Genomic DNA, 15,319 nt, shown 5'->3' on the forward strand with positions numbered 1-15,319 from the left:
TGGCAGAATCGAAGCTACTGGTCGAGGTTGGCCGGTGAGAGCCAGGGGCGCCAACAGGGGACTGTTGGGCAACGCCGCCTAACAGATGGAGAAATCATGAGTATTGCCACGGGCACGCACACGTCATCTCCCGCGTCGCACGTCGCCGACACCCACGATCTGATCAGGGTCCAGGGTGCACGTGAGAACAACCTGAAGGACGTCACCATCGAGATCCCGAAGCGCAGGCTCACGGTCTTCACAGGTGTCTCCGGCTCCGGAAAGAGTTCCCTCGTCTTCGCAACCATCGCTGCTGAGTCCCAGCGAATGATCAACGAGACCTACAGCGCTTTCGTGCAGGGCTTCATGCCGTCCCTGGCCCGGCCCGACGTCGACATGCTTGAGGGCCTCACGACGGCGATCATCGTCGACCAGGAACGGATGGGCTCCAATCCGAGGTCCACGGTGGGTACAGCCACTGATGCCAATGCGATGCTCCGCATCCTTTTCAGCCGCCTCGGCCACCCGCACATCGGTTCGCCCAACGCCTATTCCTTCAACGTGCCAACGGTGAAAGCCAGCGGCGCCATCACCGTGGAGCGCGGGGAAGGCAAGACCAAGACGGAAAAAGCTACGTTCAACCGGCTGGGTGGCATGTGTCCGCGGTGCGAAGGCATGGGATCTGTCAACGACTTCGACCTGACGGCCCTGTATGACGACACCAAGTCACTCAGCGAAGGGGCGCTCACCATCCCGGGTTACACCATGGACGGTTGGTACGGGCGCATCTTCAGCGGCTCAGGGTTCTTTGACATGGACAAGCCGATCGCAAAGTTCACCAAGAGGGAACTCCAGGATCTCCTGTACCGCGAACCCACGAAAATCAAGGTGGAGGGCATCAACCTCACATATGAAGGCGTGATCCCCAAGATCCAGAAATCGATGCTCAGCAAGGACGTCGACGCCCTGCAGCCACACATTCGTGCCTTCGTTGAACGTGCCATCACCTTCACCACCTGCCCCGAGTGTGACGGCACCAGGCTCAGTCCCGAAGCCAGGTCTTCGAAGATCAAAGGCAAGAGCATCGCCGATGTTTGCACCATGCAGATCAGCGATCTCGCCGATTGGATCCGGGGAATCGACGAGCCCTCTGTTGCTCCGCTGCTGAAGGGCCTCCAACACCTCCTGGACTCCTTCGCCGACATCGGTCTTGGCTATCTTTCCTTGGATCGCCCGGCAGGAACCCTGTCCGGGGGCGAGGCGCAGCGGACCAAGATGATCCGCCACCTGGGGTCCTCCCTGACCGACATCACGTACGTTTTTGACGAACCAACGATCGGTTTGCACCCCCACGACATCGAGCGCATGAACCAACTCCTGCTGCAGCTCAGGGACAAGGGCAACACAGTCCTTGTGGTGGAGCACAAGCCCGAAACCATCGCCATTGCCGACCATGTGGTTGACCTTGGACCCGGCGCAGGCAGCGGCGGCGGATCTGTCTGCTTCGAAGGCGATGTTGAGGGGTTGCGCGGCAGCGACACGATCACGGGCCGGCACCTCGACGACCGGGCGGGCATCAAGGCCTTGGTTCGTCCTGCCACCGGCAAACTCGAGGTCCGCGGCGCGTCCACCAACAACCTCAAGAATGTCGACGTCGACATCCCCCTGGGCGTCCTCTGCGTCCTGACCGGCGTGGCTGGTTCGGGCAAAAGCTCCCTGATCCACGGCTCAGTAGCCTCCCGTGAAGGGGTCGTCGTCATCGACCAGGGCGCCATCCGGGGTTCACGCCGCAGTAACCCGGCTACGTACACGGGCCTGTTGGAGCCGATTCGAAAGGCGTTCGGAAAGGCGAACGGAGTCAAGCCGGCGCTCTTCAGTTCCAACTCGGAAGGCGCATGCCCCACCTGCAACGGCGCCGGCGTGATCTATACCGACCTTGGCGTCATGGCTACGGTGGAGTCGACCTGCGAGGAATGCGACGGGAAACGATTCCAGGCGGCTGTCCTGGAATACACCCTCGGGGAGCGCAATATTGCAGAAGTGCTTGCAATGTCCGTGGTCGATGCAGAACGCTTCTTTGCCGAGGGTGACGCCCGCACTCCCGCAGCCCACAAGATCCTGGAACGCATGGCCGACGTCGGGCTCGGCTATCTGACACTCGGCCAGCCTCTCACTACGTTGTCCGGCGGTGAGCGCCAGCGCCTCAAGCTGGCCACCCAGATGTCCGAGAAGGGCGACATCTATATCCTGGACGAGCCAACCACCGGCCTGCACCTTGCCGATGTCCAAAACCTCCTGGGCATGCTTGACCGCCTGGTCGAGTCCGGCAAGTCGGTCATTGTTATCGAACACCACCAGGCCGTCATGGCCCATGCCGACTGGATCATCGACCTTGGCCCGGGTGCAGGGCACGACGGCGGAAGGATCGTTTTCAACGGAACGCCGGCTGACCTCGTGGCCGCCAAGGGGACGCTGACGGGGAAGCACTTGGCTGCCTACGTGGGTGCCTGAGCTCTTGGTCAGTTCGCTGGTACGTCCGTTCGTCAGGAGCCCGCGGTGCTTGCCGTGTCCCAGTCGATGTGGTGGTGATACAGCCAGTCGAAATTGTCAGCGGACTTGCGTGAGAGGGCACGGAATACCAGCGGCAGGGTCATGTCCTCGAACACCCGCTTGAATTGGCCCCTGATCTTCGGTGCCGCATTCCGTCGCCCCCACTGGACCACCAGCTCCGCCCGGTTCCTGCGTTCGGCTTCGTAACGGGCCAGGGCTTCAGGTATCGGTTCCGGCCCGGCGCCACGCAAGGCGCGCCCCAACGTGACGGCGTCCTCTATGGCCATGGACGCTCCTTGTCCGGAGGACGGCGAGGCCGCGTGGGCGGCGTCTCCCACCAGGACCATTCTTCCGCGCCACCAGCGCGGGATGCCCGGAAAGTCGGAGGTCCTATACGGCCGGATGACGTCATCAGTCGCGGCAACGATCGCAGCCATGGGTGTGCGATCGCGTTCCACGAGCTGTGTCAGCCACGCTTTGCGGGCCCCGGCATCCAAAGTGGCAGGATCTTCCGAGGACCGTTCCATCGGGTTGGCGAACCACCACACCCGCCCGTCGGGATCCCGCATGTAGCAATAGAAACAGCGTTTTCCAAAAACCATCTTCATGCGGCCAACCTCCACATCGATCGTCCCCGGAGGGAGGACTCCGGCTGGCACGATGCCGCCGGTGTTGAGCAGCGGAATGCTCCTGGGCGCAGGGGAGGAGGGGTCGATGAGGTCCCTCACCTTCGACTTGAGTCCATCGGCACCGATCAGGACGTCTCCGGCGACTGAGGTTCCGTCGGCGAATACTGCGGTCACGCCGTCGGGCCGTTCTTCCACCGCGGTGAGCCGTTTGCCGTAGACGATGCCAATGCCACGTCGGCTGGCCTCTTCACGGAACATGCCGTATAGCTCCGAGCGGGTCATGGTTCGGGCGGTGGTGCCGTCCGGCAAGGAGCCGCCATAGTCGAAGTCGATGAGGTGCTTCCCGTTGCTGCCCAAGTACATGGACATCAGGGGAGTGGGGAAACCCAAGCGACAGGCGTCGTCTTTGAGGCCAAGTGTTTCCAACGCGTCAAAGCCGTTGACGGCAACTGTGAGGAAGCCGCCAATACCGTCGGAGGGTGCGTCGTAGGCTTCAAAGATGACCGGCCGATGTCCGGCTTTCTGTAGTGCAATTCCGGAGGCCAACCCGGCGATCCCAGCTCCAATGACCAAACAGTTCATCATGTCGCACTCCATTTTATTTCGTTCGGACAAACGAAATATATAGCTGGAGCATGCGGAGTGCAATCCTTTCGGGAAAACGAAATAACTTGCTAGCCTCGTCGCATGGAATCCGAAGCCAAGCACAGCGCCCACCGGCAAGCCCTGATGGACGCCGTTTTCACTTCCGGAAGGGAGCTTTCGACGGCCGCCGTCATGTTCCACACCAAGCTGTCCGAGCTGCGCGGGTTGTCCGCCACGGAGGGTAAATCCATCGATATCCTGTTGCGCTTTGGGCCCATGACAGCAGGGGAATTCGGACAGCATTCAGGGTTGGCGCCTGCCTCAGTCACCGGGCTCATGCAACGGCTGGAGGCCAAGGGAGTCGCCAGAAGGGTCCGGAGCGACGAGGACAAACGAAAGGTACTGATCGAGCTGATCGGCGACCAGGTCACCGCTGCGACACCGTATTTCGTCGACTTCATGGACGGACTCGGGCGCCTTCTTGAGGGGTACAGCGACGACGAACTGCGGACCATCGCCGACTACTCAACCAGAGCTGCAGAGATCCAGAAGAAAGCCGCGTCGCGCTTGGGCAATCCGGGAACTGCTGGGACCTAAGGGCACCCACTTCCGGCTCTCGACATTAAGTGCCGATAATCTACATTATGTAAAGTAAAGGTGAATCGGGGCTCCCCTCAGGCACCAGCCATACCTGCGTGGATCTCCTTGAGATCCTGCACTGTTTCATGGCAGCGACGACACACAGCCACATGGCGATCGAGCCTCTGCCGCGCGGCCTTACGAACGGCGTTCCTGACGAACTTGCCCAAATGTCGGGAAAAATCGATGCAGGGATCGTCCGGCGAGAATTGCACATGTTGTTGGAGATACGCCTGCCGGAGCCCTTCACGCGCCCTGATAAGCAGCGAAGAAACTCCATTGGGGCTCAGTTCCATGACCCGCGCCGTTGCCGCAGGTTTCAGGCCTTCAACTTCCACGCACCACAGAACCGCCTGCAATCGCACGGGCAACGAGTGGAAGGCCCTCATCAGGGTCGTGGATTCGAAAGCCTTGATGCTCGAGTCCTCGCTGAGAACCAGGGAATCCACGGCGCTGCCGTAGCCAAGCGTTGCACGTCGTCGGCCCTGGATGTTGCGCCGATGGGCAATTCGCCTGACAGTTGTCGTCAGGTACGCCTGGAACGACTCGCGGGGCCCGCCTCCTTTGGCCAGTGATCCAAACACCGAACCAAAGGCTTCTGCCACGACGTCGTCCGGATCGTTGCCGGTGTCGCACTCCGCGCGGGCCACGTAACCGGCCACTGCCAAGTGGCGACGATACAGCTCGGCGAACGCGGACAGGTCCCCCCGACGTACAGCGGACAGCAACAAGGCATCGGACCAGCTTCCATCGGCCGGATGCGCAGCCCCACCTCTCCCCCACGCTTTCCGTACGTCGGCGGCATGAGCCTGCGCAGTAATGGCAGCCGGGTCGGCGGTTTGAGTGGACATGGGAGGGGCCTTTCAGGTGGGGCGGCCCCAAACCTAGGCAACAAGTGGTTGAATACACTCAAAACGCAGGTTTTTTGCTGAAAGAGCAGGAAAAATGCAGGAATATCATCTCGACGAGCGGGATCTTCGGCTTCTGCACGCCCTCCAGATCCGTCCTCGTGCACCGTGGGCCGCTTTGGCTCCTGTAGTTGGAGCCGACGCCGTGACATTAGCCAGGCGCTGGAGCGCGTTGGAAGACGCCGGGCTGGCCTGGATCACGGCCTATCGGCGGCCCGGAGCGAGATACACCGGCGCCATCATCGAGATTGATTGCGCGCCTGCGAGTATTGCTTCCGCCACTGCGGACCTCGCCGACGATGACGAGGTCCTGTCGATCGACCAGACAGCCGGCGGTCGGGACCTCGTACTGACTTGCCTTTGCCAGTCCGATGCTGACCTGGGCCGCTTTGTCCTGGACAGGCTCCCCTCCATTGCCGGCGTCACGACTACCCGCACCCACCGCGGCATCAGGTTGCTTGCGGACGCGCAGCAATGGAGATTGCGTTCGCTGCAGGAACGGGAAATCACCCGGCTCGAGCTTGGACTCCCCCAGCCCACTGCAGCCCAGCGGGGTTTTCCTTTAGAAGTGGAAAATAACGTTGCCGCAATTCTGCGCGACGACGGCCGCGCGTCCGTCGCCCACATCGCCAAGAGTGCCGGTATCAGCCCTGTCCGCGCGAAGAACGCCCTCTTAGCGCTCCTTGCCGAAAAGCGCCTCATTGTGCGCTTGGAGGTGGCCCGCGCTTATGCTCCCTGGCCCGTATCAGTGTGGTACTTCCTGCGCGTTCCCGTCACGCAGGTTGAAGCAGTCGCCGGACGGCTCGTGGGCCTCCAGGAGGTCCGGTTCGTAGCCACCACTGCTGGGCTGTACTCCATCTTGATGATGGTCTGGCTTCGCCGCATTGAGGACATGACCGTCCTGGAACGGCAGCTCGGCGAAAGGCTTCCTTTCGCCGAGATCATGGACCGCTCCATCGTGTTGCGCACACCAAAACACATGGGCAAGCGACTTACCACGGACGGCCGGCGGATCAGCTGAAGCCACGTGGATGCCCCACCGGGAATCCGGGCGGGGCATCCAGTGAAGGCGGAACCGTGGAGCTACTGTTGCTGTTCTCCTGCGATGTTGATCAACCAGTTGATACCGAACTTGTCGACGCACATTCCAAAAATGTCGCCCCAGGGTGCCGATTCGAGCGGAACGGTGACCGTACCGCCGTCGACGAGCTTGTCCCAGAACCCACGCAGCTCAGCTTCGTCTGATGCGTCACCGCTGAGGGATACAGAAATGTTGTCGCCGGGGTTGTACTCCATGCCGTTCGGCGTGTCAGCCGCCATGAGGGTCAGACCGCCAGGAGTTACCAGCATGGCGTGCATGACCTTATCGGCTTCGGCTGGGTCCTGACTCCCGGGCATGTCACCGAAAGTGCTGATGTTCAGCTCACCGCCAAAGACGGATTCGTAGAACGTGATTGCGTCCCGGGCATTGTCCCGAAACGAGATGTATGGGTTGAGGCGCGTTGTCATCGGTCGGTTCTCCTCACGGTTACCAGGTGCGTGAATACGGCACCCTGCGCACATGCTAGCAGCGCGTCCAGCGCCTGTCCCCCATGGTTACTCAACGCCGTCGTAAGCCCTTTGGAGCTCATTGATGTCGAGCTTGCGCATCTTCATCATCGCTTCCATGGCGCGCTGGGAACCTGCCGGGTCCGGCCCATTGAGGATCCCGGCCATAGCGGTAGGAACAACCTGCCACGACAGGCCAAACCGGTCCTTCAGCCAACCACACTGACTCTCCACTCCCCCGACGAGCAGGGCATCCCAATAGCGGTCCACTTCTTCTTGGGAGTCGCAATTGACCACCATGGAAACCGCCTCGGTGAACTTGAACAATGGGCCTCCGTTGAGGCCCATGAACTGCCTGCCCTCGATCTCGAATTCCACGGTGAGTGCCTTGCCGCCGGGCCCAGGCATAACCTCACCCATGGACGAATTGTCGAACGTGGAAGTGTAGAACTCCGCTGCCTCCTCAGCCTGGCCGTCGAACCACAAACAAGTGGAAATCTTCTGCATCTGCCATCCCTCCAAGGAACCGGGGAACTCCTTGTCCCCCGTCCGAGGCTAATACCGGGGCTTTCACCCCCACAATGGCCCGGAGCGAATTCCCGCCTGATCGCAATGGCCGCTAATGTCGGAGGCATGCCTTCCCCATCCAAGCCGTGGCTTCCAGCCGCAATCGCCGACCTTTTGTTTATTCTTGTCTTCGCAGCCATTGGTCGCGATGCTCATGCCCGTGGCGACATTGTCCTCGGGGCCTTCACCACGGCGTGGCCCTTCCTTGCCGGCGCCGCCATCGCGTGGATGGTCCTGCGTGCATGGCGGGCGCCGCTCTCCCTATGGCCGGTCGGCGTGGGCGTCTGGCTCAGCACGGTAGTGGTGGGAATGCTCCTGAGGGCAGCCACCGGGCAGACAGTCGTACTGCCGTTCATCGTGGTAGCACTGATCAGCCTCGCTGTTTTCCTGCTTGGATACCGTGCGCTGGTGGCCTTGGTGGTGCGGGTCGTGCGCAAGCGGCGCAGCCGGGTGTGATCCAGCCCGGGACATGGTGGATGCACTAGGCTGGAAAGCGTCCGCAATGATGCTTTTCCGGAAGGGCCCCACGTGATCACTGCTTTCGTCCTGATCAAGACCGACGCCTCGCGCATCCCGGAGACGGCCGAGCAAATCTCCGCCATCCAGGGCATCAGCGAGGTCTACTCCGTGACGGGCGAATGGGACTTGATCGCGGTGGCCAGGGTTTCAAAGCATGAAGAGCTTGCCGACGTTATCGCCGACAAGCTTTCAAAGGTTGGTTCTGTGGTCCACACCACCACGCACATCGCGTTCCGCGCGTATTCGCAGCACGACCTCGATGCGGCATTCGCACTCGGCTTCGAATAAACAGGACCGGGTCAGCTGTCAGCTCTGGCTGAGCGCTGTCCACTTCTCCAGGACCGCGGCTGCCTTACCCGAATCAACAGATTCAGCTGCGCGGGCGAACGCGGCACCCATCCGCTCCACCAGGCTGCCCTGGGCATGAAGGTCGAAGGACACCAGCCCTGCTGCCGCGTTCAGGAGAACAGCGTCGCGCACGGGCCCGACCCTACCGTCGAGGATCTCCCGGACAACGGCAGCGTTGGCTGCGGCGTCGCCGCCCCGGAGGTCGGCCACGGTAGACGGACCTATTCCCAGGTCCGCAGGAGTGAAGACCTGCTCTGTAACAGCTCCATCCCTGATTTCCCATACCGTGGACGGCCCGGTGGGCGTGAGCTCATCCAGTCCGTCGTCACCCCTGAACACCAATCCGCGGCTTCCACGCCGGGCCAGAACTCCAGCCACCAACGGGGCCATCCTGGCATTGGCCACACCAACAGCAGATGCCTGCACATGGGCCGGGTTGGTCATCGGCCCCAGGAAATTGAAGGCTGTTGGAACGGCCAGCTCCCGCCTTGGGACGGCCGTGTGACGGAATGAAGGGTGGAAAACCTGGGCAAAACAGAATGTGATTCCTGCCTCTTCGGCGTTCCGGGCCACCTGCTCAATCGAGAGGTCAAGGCGCACGCCCAGGGCTTCCAGGACATCAGCAGAACCGGACGTCGACGATGCCGCCCTGTTGCCGTGCTTGACCACCTTGGCACCCGCACCCGCAGCAACGAGCGCGGCCATGGTGGATATGTTGACCGTATTGAGGCGGTCGCCTCCCGTTCCAACGATGTCCAGCTTCTCCCCGGTGATCCCGATGGGATTGGCGTGCTGGACCATGGCCTCGACAAGGCCGGCCAACTCTTCGACCGTCTCGCCCTTTGCACGCAAGGCCACAAGGAAGCCGGCGATCTGCGACGGCGTGGCTTCACCGGACATGATCGTATTCATGGCCCATTCGGTGTTGGCCACCGCAAGGTCGTCGCCGTTGATCAGTGCTGAGATGAGCCCTGGCCAGGTGTTGCTGGCTGCAGGTGCCGATGCCGGAGAAGTCACTCCCTGATGCTATCGAGCCAGCCACGCCGATGACCAATGTGAACCGGGCCGGGAACTTTTCCGCGCGATTTCGCGTCTTTGTAGAAAAAGTCTCCCGAATCGGTGGTTTGCATTGGGAACTCTGGACTTTTACAGACATAATGTCCTTGTGACATCTGCGACCCATGCCCCCAGTACCCCGGCGCACCCGACGCTGAACCGCCCCAACTTGGTTTCTGTTGGAACCGTAGTTTGGCTGTCCAGTGAGTTGATGTTCTTCGCCGGCCTCTTTGCCATGTACTTCACCCTGCGCTCCACATCGGGAACGATGTGGGCCGAGGAGACGGCCAAGCTCAACTTCCCGTTTGCGCTCGTCAACACCATCGTCCTTGTGGCAAGTTCCTTTACTTGCCAGATGGGCGTCTTTGCCGCTGAGCGGCTGGAGCCCCGCCGCACCGGCAGGCCGCTTCAGTTCACGCGCTGGGGCATGTCGGAATGGTTTGTCCTCACGTTCATCATGGGTGCCTTCTTCGTAGCCGGCCAGACCACGGAATACGCCATGCTCGTCTCCGAGCACGTTTCCCTGTCGTCCAACGCCTACGGCTCCGCCTTCTACATGACTACAGGCTTCCACGGCCTTCACGTCATCGGCGGTTTGATCGCGTTCCTGTTCATCATTGGACGCGCCTTTGCAGCCAAGAAGTTCGGACACTTCGAAGCGACGTCGGCAATCGTCACCTCTTACTACTGGCACTTCGTCGACGTCGTGTGGATCGGCCTCTTCCTGGTCATCTACGTCCTCAAGTAAGCCCCAGCTTTGACTCTTTTTCTACAAGAGGCAGAATTTAAAGAAGCGGCTCCCGGAGCCGACGCAGGATCGAAAAAAGGAACCACCACGTGAAGGCACTCTCGCAGAAGCGACGTCACCCACTGGCAGCCATAGCGCTGCTGTTGATGGGCCTCCTCCTCACTGGTGGGCTTTACGCCGTTGCCACAACCGTCAACCAGGCCAAGGCCGACACCACTAGCTACAGCGCCAGTGACGTAGAAGAAGGCGGAAAGCTTTTCGCCGCCAACTGCGCCACCTGCCACGGTATGGGTGCAAGCGGAACCAACGACGGCCCCTCGCTGGTCGGCGTGGGTGCTGCTGCTGTTGACTTCCAGGTTGGTACCGGTCGTATGCCCATGCAGATGAGCGGCCCCCAGGCCCAGAAGAAGCCCGCCCAGTTCAATGAGGAACAGACCAAGCAGCTCGCTGCTTACGTTGCCTCCCTCGGTGCAGGCCCGGCTATTCCCGAGGAAAAGCTCCTCGACGGTAAGGGAGACGCAGCCAAGGGCGGCGAACTCTTCCGCGTCAACTGCGCGATGTGCCACAACGCAGCAGCCGCTGGCGGTGCGTTGACCCGCGGCAAGTTCGCTCCCGGCCTGGCAGGTGTCACCGAAGCCCACATCTACGAAGCCATGGCCACGGGGCCGCAGAACATGCCCGTCTTCAACGATTCGAACATCACGCCTGAAGACAAGCGCGACATCATCACCTTCCTGAAGACGATTGAAGCCAATGGATCGCCCGGTGGAGCTGAACTTGGTTCCCTTGGTCCGGTATCCGAAGGCCTCTTTGTTTGGGTTGCCGGCCTGGGTGTCATCATCGCCTTCACCATCTGGTTGACGTCCCGCACGTCCTAGCCTGCAGGCAAAAAACTTCTGCTGCACAGTCAGCAGTTTGAAACTGAAAATAACTCGGCCCCGGCCGAGACAACGAGAGAAGGATGAGGCGAATTATGGGCAACCATAGTGACGGCAGTCCGAACCACTCGGGCACCGTAGCTACGGCTGGTCAGAATGAGGTGGAGAAGTTCCAGGATCCTGGACTTCCTCCGCATCGTTTGCGCCTGGCTGACACGGACCCGGTAGCCGCGAAGCGCGCCGAGCGTCAGGTAGCCATTCTGTTTGGCACCTCCGTCATCGGTACGTTGGTCTTCCTGGTGGCGTACTTCGCCATCGATTTGGGCGACGACACCACCATTGCGACCATCCGCACCCAAAACCTCCTTCTGGGACTGGGTACGGCTTTCGCCATGCTGGGTATCGGAACGGGCATCGTGCACTGGGCCAAGGCCCTGATGCCCGATCATGAAGTGTCGGAAGAGCGTCACGCCATCCGCACCGAGGAAGACCGCCAGGCTGCGGTCCGTATCGTCGACGACATCGTAGAGGAGACGGGCATTAAGCGCCGTCCTCTGATCCGCAACACCCTCCTGGGCGCCGTTGCATTGGCTCCCCTGCCGGCCCTCGCCATCTTCGGCGATTTGGGTCCGCGGCCGGACAAAGCCCTTGCACACACCATGTGGGCACCCGACGGCGACAAGCTTAAGCGACTCACCCGCGACCCTGATGGCACCCCCATCAAGGCTTCCGATGTGACCATTGGTTCGGCATTCCACGTGATTCCCGAGGGACTCAACGAGCTGCACGAAGGCAAGTTGAATGAAAAGGCAAAGGCAGTTGTCCTGCTCATGCGCCTCGACCCGAACTCGTTGAACCCCTCCAAGGGCCGTGAAAACTGGAGCTACAACGGCATCGTTGCATACTCCAAGATCTGCACGCACGTTGGTTGCCCCGTTGCTCTCTACGAGCAGCAGACGCACCACCTCCTGTGCCCCTGCCACCAGTCCACGTTCGACCTTACGCAGGAATGCAAGGTCATCTTCGGGCCGGCCAGCCGTCCGCTCCCCCAGCTGCCCATCGCAGTTGACGCAGAGGGCTACCTCGTCGCAACCAGCGACTTCAGAGAACCTGTAGGACCGAGTTACTGGGAGCGTGACGAGCATGAGCGCCTCATCAACAGCTGAAGCCCCCTTCGTTCCGAAAACCAAGGTTGGTAGTTTCACCAACTTCGTTGACGAGCGCGTAGGCGGCTCCGGCATCCTGCGTGAGTTCGGCCGGAAGGTCTTCCCGGACCACTGGTCATTCATGTTTGGCGAAGTGGCACTGTACTCCTTCGTCATCCTTTTGATGTCGGGTACCTTCCTGACGTTCTTCTTCGATCCGTCCATGGCGGAGACCCACTACCAGGGCTCGTACACCCCGCTGTACAACGTCGAGATGTCGGTCGCTTACAACTCGTCGTTGAACATCTCGTTCGATGTGCGTGGCGGGCTCTTCATGCGCCAGGTCCACCACTGGGCAGCACTGCTCTTCGTGGCCTCCCTCGGCGTTCACATGCTGCGTGTCTTCTTTACCGGTGCGTTCCGCAAGCCCCGTGAAATGAACTGGGTAGTGGGCGGCGTCCTGCTGATCCTGGCCATGGCAGCCGGCTTTACGGGCTACTCGCTCCCTGATGACCTCTTGTCCGGTAACGGCCTGCGCATCATCGACGGCGTCATCAAGTCCATCCCGGTGATTGGTACTTACATCTCGTTCTTCCTCTTCGGTGGAGAATTCCCGGGAACGGCCATCATCGGCCGACTCTACGTACTGCACATCCTGCTGGTGCCAGCACTTATCCTCCTGATGATTGTCATCCACCTCTTCATGGTCGTCGTACACAAGCACACCCAGTACCCCGGCCCCGGCCGTAATGACGGCAACGTCGTCGGCTACCCCCTCGGCCCGGTATACGCAGCCAAGGCCGGTGGATTCTTCTTCATCGTCTTCGGCGTCCTGGCCCTGATGGCTGCAGCATTCACGATCAACCCGATCTGGAACTACGGCCCGTACGATCCTTCGCCCGTTTCGGCTGGTACACAGCCTGACTGGTACATCGGATTCGTGGACGGCGCCTTGCGTCTCATGCCAGGTGTCGTGAACAACTTCCACTTCGAGTGGATCGTCTTTGGCCACACCCTGACCCTGAACGTGCTGCTCCCGGCCCTTGTGCCTGCCGGCATCATCTTCACCGTTCTGTTTACGTACCCCTGGATCGAACGCTGGGTCACCAAGGACAACCGGGAACACCACGTCCTCGACCGTCCGCGTAACGCTCCAACGCGTACCGCAATCGGCGTTGCAGGCTTCACCTGGTACTGCGTTATGTGGGCAGCGGCTGGTTCCGACCTCATTGCAACGCACTTCCACGTGTCGTTGAACGACGTTACCTACTGGCTCCGCACGCTGTTCTTCATTGGCCCGATCATCGCGTTCATCGTGACCAAGAGGATCGCTTTGGCTCTCCAGCGCAAGGACCGCGAAATTGCACTCCATGGCCGCGAAACCGGCCGCATCGTGCGCCTCCCGCACGGTGAGTTCATCGAGGTTCACGCCCCGTTGGACGAGTACAAGCGATACAAGCTGGTTGGCTTCGAGTCACCTGCTCCCCTGCCGGCCCAGCCGAACGAACACGGTGTTGTCACCCGCAAGGAAAAGCGCCGCGCGGCACTCTCCAAGTGGTTCTTCGAGGACCGGGTCGCACCGGCAACCCCGGCCGAACTGGAAGCAGCACACGCTCATGGCCACCATGAAGCAATCACCTCCGGTGAAGACCAGAAGAGCCTGAGCCACTAGCGCCCAGTAGCCTCTGTCAGATCACGTAAAAAGCCCGGCTGGATTTCTCCAGCCGGGCTTTTGCGTGCCCTGCATTGCACCGGTACAACAACGACGGCGGTGGGCCGGCTTTGGCTGGCGTCCTCGCTTAGGGCGTCCTGTAGCCCGACGAGTAATTACGGGTAGGGCGGACGCCAGGACGCTGGAGGGGTACCCACAGCTTGTACCGGTCTGCCCGGTAATACGACACGGAGTAGTCCACCATCGCCCGGGCCACGAAGGCATGGCGCTGGATCTTGAGGAGGGGCGAACCGACGTCGACGTTAAGAAGGCGGGCCGTGGAGGGTGATGCGGCGGTGGCCTCAATCATGTCCTCGCCCCACTCCATAACCAGTCCGAAACGTTCGCTCAATACGTTGTAGAGCGATGTGGGTGGGGCCTCGTCCAACAAGCCAGGCACACGGTGGGCTGGGATAAAGTTCTCATCAACGCTCATTGGCTCGTTATCTGCCAGCAGCAGGCGCCGGAACCGGACCAGCGGCGTACCCTCATCCAGTTGCAATTCGCGTGCCAGGAAGGCACTTGCAGCGATCTGCTCAAAGCTGAGGACCTTAGCGGCCGGAACCATGCCTCGTCGCTGCATCTCCTCGCTGTAGGAGGTCAACTTCACTTGGAGATCCAGTTTGGGCTTCTTCACGAAGGTGCCGAGGCCGACGACGCGCTCTATGACATCTTCGCCGACCAAGGCGTCAATTGCTTGGCGCACAGTCATTCGGGCCAAGCCGAAACGTTCGGAAAGGTCCCTCTCGGACGGCAGCGAAGACCCGGGCGGACAGGACTGTGCGATGAAGGTCCGGAGGATTTCGCGTAGCTGAACGTAGATGGGTGTTCCGCTGGTCCGGTCTATATCCCCAGCGATACTCGCCGCTTCAGGCACGGCCGCTATCCATCATGTGAGTCATGGCTTAAGGATAATTCACTGGCACGTCAGGTCTAGACCACTGCCTTCGGTACGTACTGGTAACGGCTGGGGCAGCTACGCTTATATGGATCATTTCACGCGGAGCATCCGTCGTAACAAAGGAGTTGAGGTTGCCGGAGCTGAAGACCTACGTCGCTGCCGGGATCGGACTGCATGCGCGGGCCGCCGCCGTATTCGTTCGTGCTGTCACGGAGACCGGGCTGCCTGTGACAATTCGGAAACGGGAGGGTCGTCCTGTTGACGCACGCTCATTGTTGGAGGTCATGACAGAGGACTTTGCCCACGGCTGCGAGGTTTTCCTGGAAGTAGCTCCAGAGGCCCTCTCTGACGACCACAGCATTCCGAACGTCCAGAGTGCCCTTGTACAACTTTCGTCCGTCCTGGAGGCCTCCGAGGGCCACTGAACAGAGCTCCAGCTGCTCGGAACAACCTGCGGGCAAATAAAGAGGGCCCCACCTTTTGAACTGCTCCCCGAAAGTTGGACTGAAAATTCAGTTCTGACTTACGGGGAGCAGTTTGATGTTTAAGAGCAGTTCATTGTCCGAGGAACAGCGTGCGGCCGCGGTGGTGTTGTTCGGACGCGGTTG

The 15,319-nt window shown here is 60.9% G+C and carries 16 protein-coding genes; 10 read left to right on the forward strand and 6 right to left on the reverse strand.

The genetic code is table 11. The features are described 5' to 3' along the window. Nucleotides 1–96: 96 nt before the first annotated feature. Entirely contained in the window at nucleotides 97–2,490 is a 2,394-nt protein-coding gene (locus LRQ04_RS19930; RefSeq protein WP_235522043.1) for an excinuclease ABC subunit UvrA, read from the forward strand. 32 nt (nucleotides 2,491–2,522) lie between these two features. On the opposite strand, the gene LRQ04_RS19935 is transcribed toward LRQ04_RS19930, so the two are convergent. Beyond that, on the reverse strand, nucleotides 2,523–3,743 hold the full coding sequence (locus LRQ04_RS19935) for an NAD(P)/FAD-dependent oxidoreductase (protein WP_235522044.1): 1,221 nt from the start codon (nucleotides 3,741–3,743) through the stop codon (nucleotides 2,523–2,525). A 102-nt stretch (nucleotides 3,744–3,845) separates the two neighbouring features. Between LRQ04_RS19935 and LRQ04_RS19940 the strand changes: the two genes are divergently transcribed. Continuing rightward, nucleotides 3,846–4,340: a MarR family winged helix-turn-helix transcriptional regulator gene (locus LRQ04_RS19940; RefSeq protein ID WP_235522045.1), complete on the forward strand. Its 495-nt coding sequence runs from the start codon at nucleotides 3,846–3,848 to the stop codon at nucleotides 4,338–4,340. Nucleotides 4,341–4,417: 77 nt separating this feature from the next. Here LRQ04_RS19940 and LRQ04_RS19945 read toward each other — a convergent pair whose 3' ends face one another. After that, on the reverse strand, nucleotides 4,418–5,233 hold the full coding sequence (locus LRQ04_RS19945) for an RNA polymerase sigma factor (protein ID WP_235522046.1): 816 nt from the start codon (nucleotides 5,231–5,233) through the stop codon (nucleotides 4,418–4,420). Nucleotides 5,234–5,327: 94 nt separating this feature from the next. Between LRQ04_RS19945 and LRQ04_RS19950 the strand changes: the two genes are divergently transcribed. Beyond that, the gene (locus LRQ04_RS19950; protein ID WP_235522047.1) at nucleotides 5,328–6,311 is read left to right on the forward strand and encodes an Lrp/AsnC family transcriptional regulator; all 984 of its coding nucleotides are present in this window, start codon (nucleotides 5,328–5,330) and stop codon (nucleotides 6,309–6,311) included. Between the two features lie 62 nt (nucleotides 6,312–6,373). Here LRQ04_RS19950 and LRQ04_RS19955 read toward each other — a convergent pair whose 3' ends face one another. Together LRQ04_RS19955 and LRQ04_RS19960 are read right to left on the reverse strand one after the other, a co-directional pair. Then, nucleotides 6,374–6,799 (reverse strand): VOC family protein, encoded by a 426-nt coding sequence (locus tag LRQ04_RS19955; RefSeq protein ID WP_235522048.1) that lies wholly within the window; start codon nucleotides 6,797–6,799, stop codon nucleotides 6,374–6,376. Between the two features lie 87 nt (nucleotides 6,800–6,886). Then, nucleotides 6,887–7,345 carry a VOC family protein gene (locus LRQ04_RS19960; protein ID WP_235522049.1) on the reverse strand — a complete coding sequence of 153 codons (459 nt, stop codon included), beginning with the start codon at nucleotides 7,343–7,345 and terminating at the stop codon, nucleotides 6,887–6,889. A 126-nt stretch (nucleotides 7,346–7,471) separates the two neighbouring features. Here LRQ04_RS19960 and LRQ04_RS19965 point away from each other — a divergent pair, with 126 nt between their 5' ends. Continuing rightward, nucleotides 7,472–7,861 carry a DUF3054 domain-containing protein gene (locus LRQ04_RS19965; RefSeq protein WP_235522050.1) on the forward strand — a complete coding sequence of 130 codons (390 nt, stop codon included), beginning with the start codon at nucleotides 7,472–7,474 and terminating at the stop codon, nucleotides 7,859–7,861. A 72-nt stretch (nucleotides 7,862–7,933) separates the two neighbouring features. Continuing rightward, entirely contained in the window at nucleotides 7,934–8,212 is a 279-nt protein-coding gene (locus LRQ04_RS19970) for an Lrp/AsnC family transcriptional regulator (protein WP_235522051.1), read from the forward strand. A gap of 18 nt (nucleotides 8,213–8,230) precedes the next feature. Here the strand turns inward: LRQ04_RS19970 and trpD are convergent, their stop codons facing one another. Beyond that, complete coding sequence (trpD, locus tag LRQ04_RS19975) at nucleotides 8,231–9,289, reverse strand: anthranilate phosphoribosyltransferase (RefSeq protein ID WP_235522052.1); 1,059 nt, start codon at nucleotides 9,287–9,289, stop codon at nucleotides 8,231–8,233. Nucleotides 9,290–9,401: 112 nt separating this feature from the next. Here trpD and LRQ04_RS19980 point away from each other — a divergent pair, with 112 nt between their 5' ends. The 4 genes from LRQ04_RS19980 to LRQ04_RS19995 all read left to right on the forward strand — a co-directional run bounded on the left by LRQ04_RS19980 (nucleotide 9,402) and on the right by LRQ04_RS19995 (nucleotide 13,771). Next, nucleotides 9,402–10,076 carry a heme-copper oxidase subunit III gene (locus tag LRQ04_RS19980; protein WP_255774424.1) on the forward strand — a complete coding sequence of 225 codons (675 nt, stop codon included), beginning with the start codon at nucleotides 9,402–9,404 and terminating at the stop codon, nucleotides 10,074–10,076. Between the two features lie 89 nt (nucleotides 10,077–10,165). Then, entirely contained in the window at nucleotides 10,166–10,954 is a 789-nt protein-coding gene (locus LRQ04_RS19985; RefSeq protein ID WP_235522054.1) for a c-type cytochrome, read from the forward strand. A 95-nt stretch (nucleotides 10,955–11,049) separates the two neighbouring features. Next, nucleotides 11,050–12,120: a ubiquinol-cytochrome c reductase iron-sulfur subunit gene (locus LRQ04_RS19990; RefSeq protein WP_235522055.1), complete on the forward strand. Its 1,071-nt coding sequence runs from the start codon at nucleotides 11,050–11,052 to the stop codon at nucleotides 12,118–12,120. Beyond that, entirely contained in the window at nucleotides 12,098–13,771 is a 1,674-nt protein-coding gene (locus LRQ04_RS19995) for a cytochrome bc complex cytochrome b subunit (protein ID WP_235522056.1), read from the forward strand. Before LRQ04_RS19990 ends, LRQ04_RS19995 begins: the two co-directional genes overlap by 23 nt. A 127-nt stretch (nucleotides 13,772–13,898) precedes the next feature. Here LRQ04_RS19995 and LRQ04_RS20000 read toward each other — a convergent pair whose 3' ends face one another. After that, nucleotides 13,899–14,687 (reverse strand): GntR family transcriptional regulator, encoded by a 789-nt coding sequence (locus LRQ04_RS20000; RefSeq protein WP_235522057.1) that lies wholly within the window; start codon nucleotides 14,685–14,687, stop codon nucleotides 13,899–13,901. Between the two features lie 155 nt (nucleotides 14,688–14,842). Here LRQ04_RS20000 and LRQ04_RS20005 point away from each other — a divergent pair, with 155 nt between their 5' ends. Further along, nucleotides 14,843–15,136: an HPr family phosphocarrier protein gene (locus LRQ04_RS20005; RefSeq protein WP_235522058.1), complete on the forward strand. Its 294-nt coding sequence runs from the start codon at nucleotides 14,843–14,845 to the stop codon at nucleotides 15,134–15,136. Nucleotides 15,137–15,319: the final 183 nt, after the last annotated feature.

The organism is Paenarthrobacter sp. AR 02 (assembly GCF_021538675.1).
Lineage (GTDB): Bacteria > Actinomycetota > Actinomycetes > Actinomycetales > Micrococcaceae > Arthrobacter.

Excerpts from the sequence above, each read along its gene's own strand:
- LRQ04_RS19930 (WP_235522043.1), top strand. The coding sequence starts at position 97 with ATGAGTATTGCCACGGGCACGCACACGTCATCTCCCGCGTCGCACGTC.
- LRQ04_RS19935 (WP_235522044.1), bottom strand. The coding sequence starts at position 3,743 with ATGATGAACTGTTTGGTCATTGGAGCTGGGATCGCCGGGTTGGCCTCC.
- LRQ04_RS19940 (WP_235522045.1), top strand. The coding sequence starts at position 3,846 with ATGGAATCCGAAGCCAAGCACAGCGCCCACCGGCAAGCCCTGATGGAC.
- LRQ04_RS19945 (WP_235522046.1), bottom strand. The coding sequence starts at position 5,233 with ATGTCCACTCAAACCGCCGACCCGGCTGCCATTACTGCGCAGGCTCAT.
- LRQ04_RS19950 (WP_235522047.1), top strand. The coding sequence starts at position 5,328 with ATGCAGGAATATCATCTCGACGAGCGGGATCTTCGGCTTCTGCACGCC.
- LRQ04_RS19955 (WP_235522048.1), bottom strand. The coding sequence starts at position 6,799 with ATGACAACGCGCCTCAACCCATACATCTCGTTTCGGGACAATGCCCGG.
- LRQ04_RS19960 (WP_235522049.1), bottom strand. The coding sequence starts at position 7,345 with ATGCAGAAGATTTCCACTTGTTTGTGGTTCGACGGCCAGGCTGAGGAG.
- LRQ04_RS19965 (WP_235522050.1), top strand. The coding sequence starts at position 7,472 with ATGCCTTCCCCATCCAAGCCGTGGCTTCCAGCCGCAATCGCCGACCTT.
- LRQ04_RS19990 (WP_235522055.1), top strand. The coding sequence starts at position 11,050 with ATGGGCAACCATAGTGACGGCAGTCCGAACCACTCGGGCACCGTAGCT.
- LRQ04_RS19995 (WP_235522056.1), top strand. The coding sequence starts at position 12,098 with ATGAGCGCCTCATCAACAGCTGAAGCCCCCTTCGTTCCGAAAACCAAG.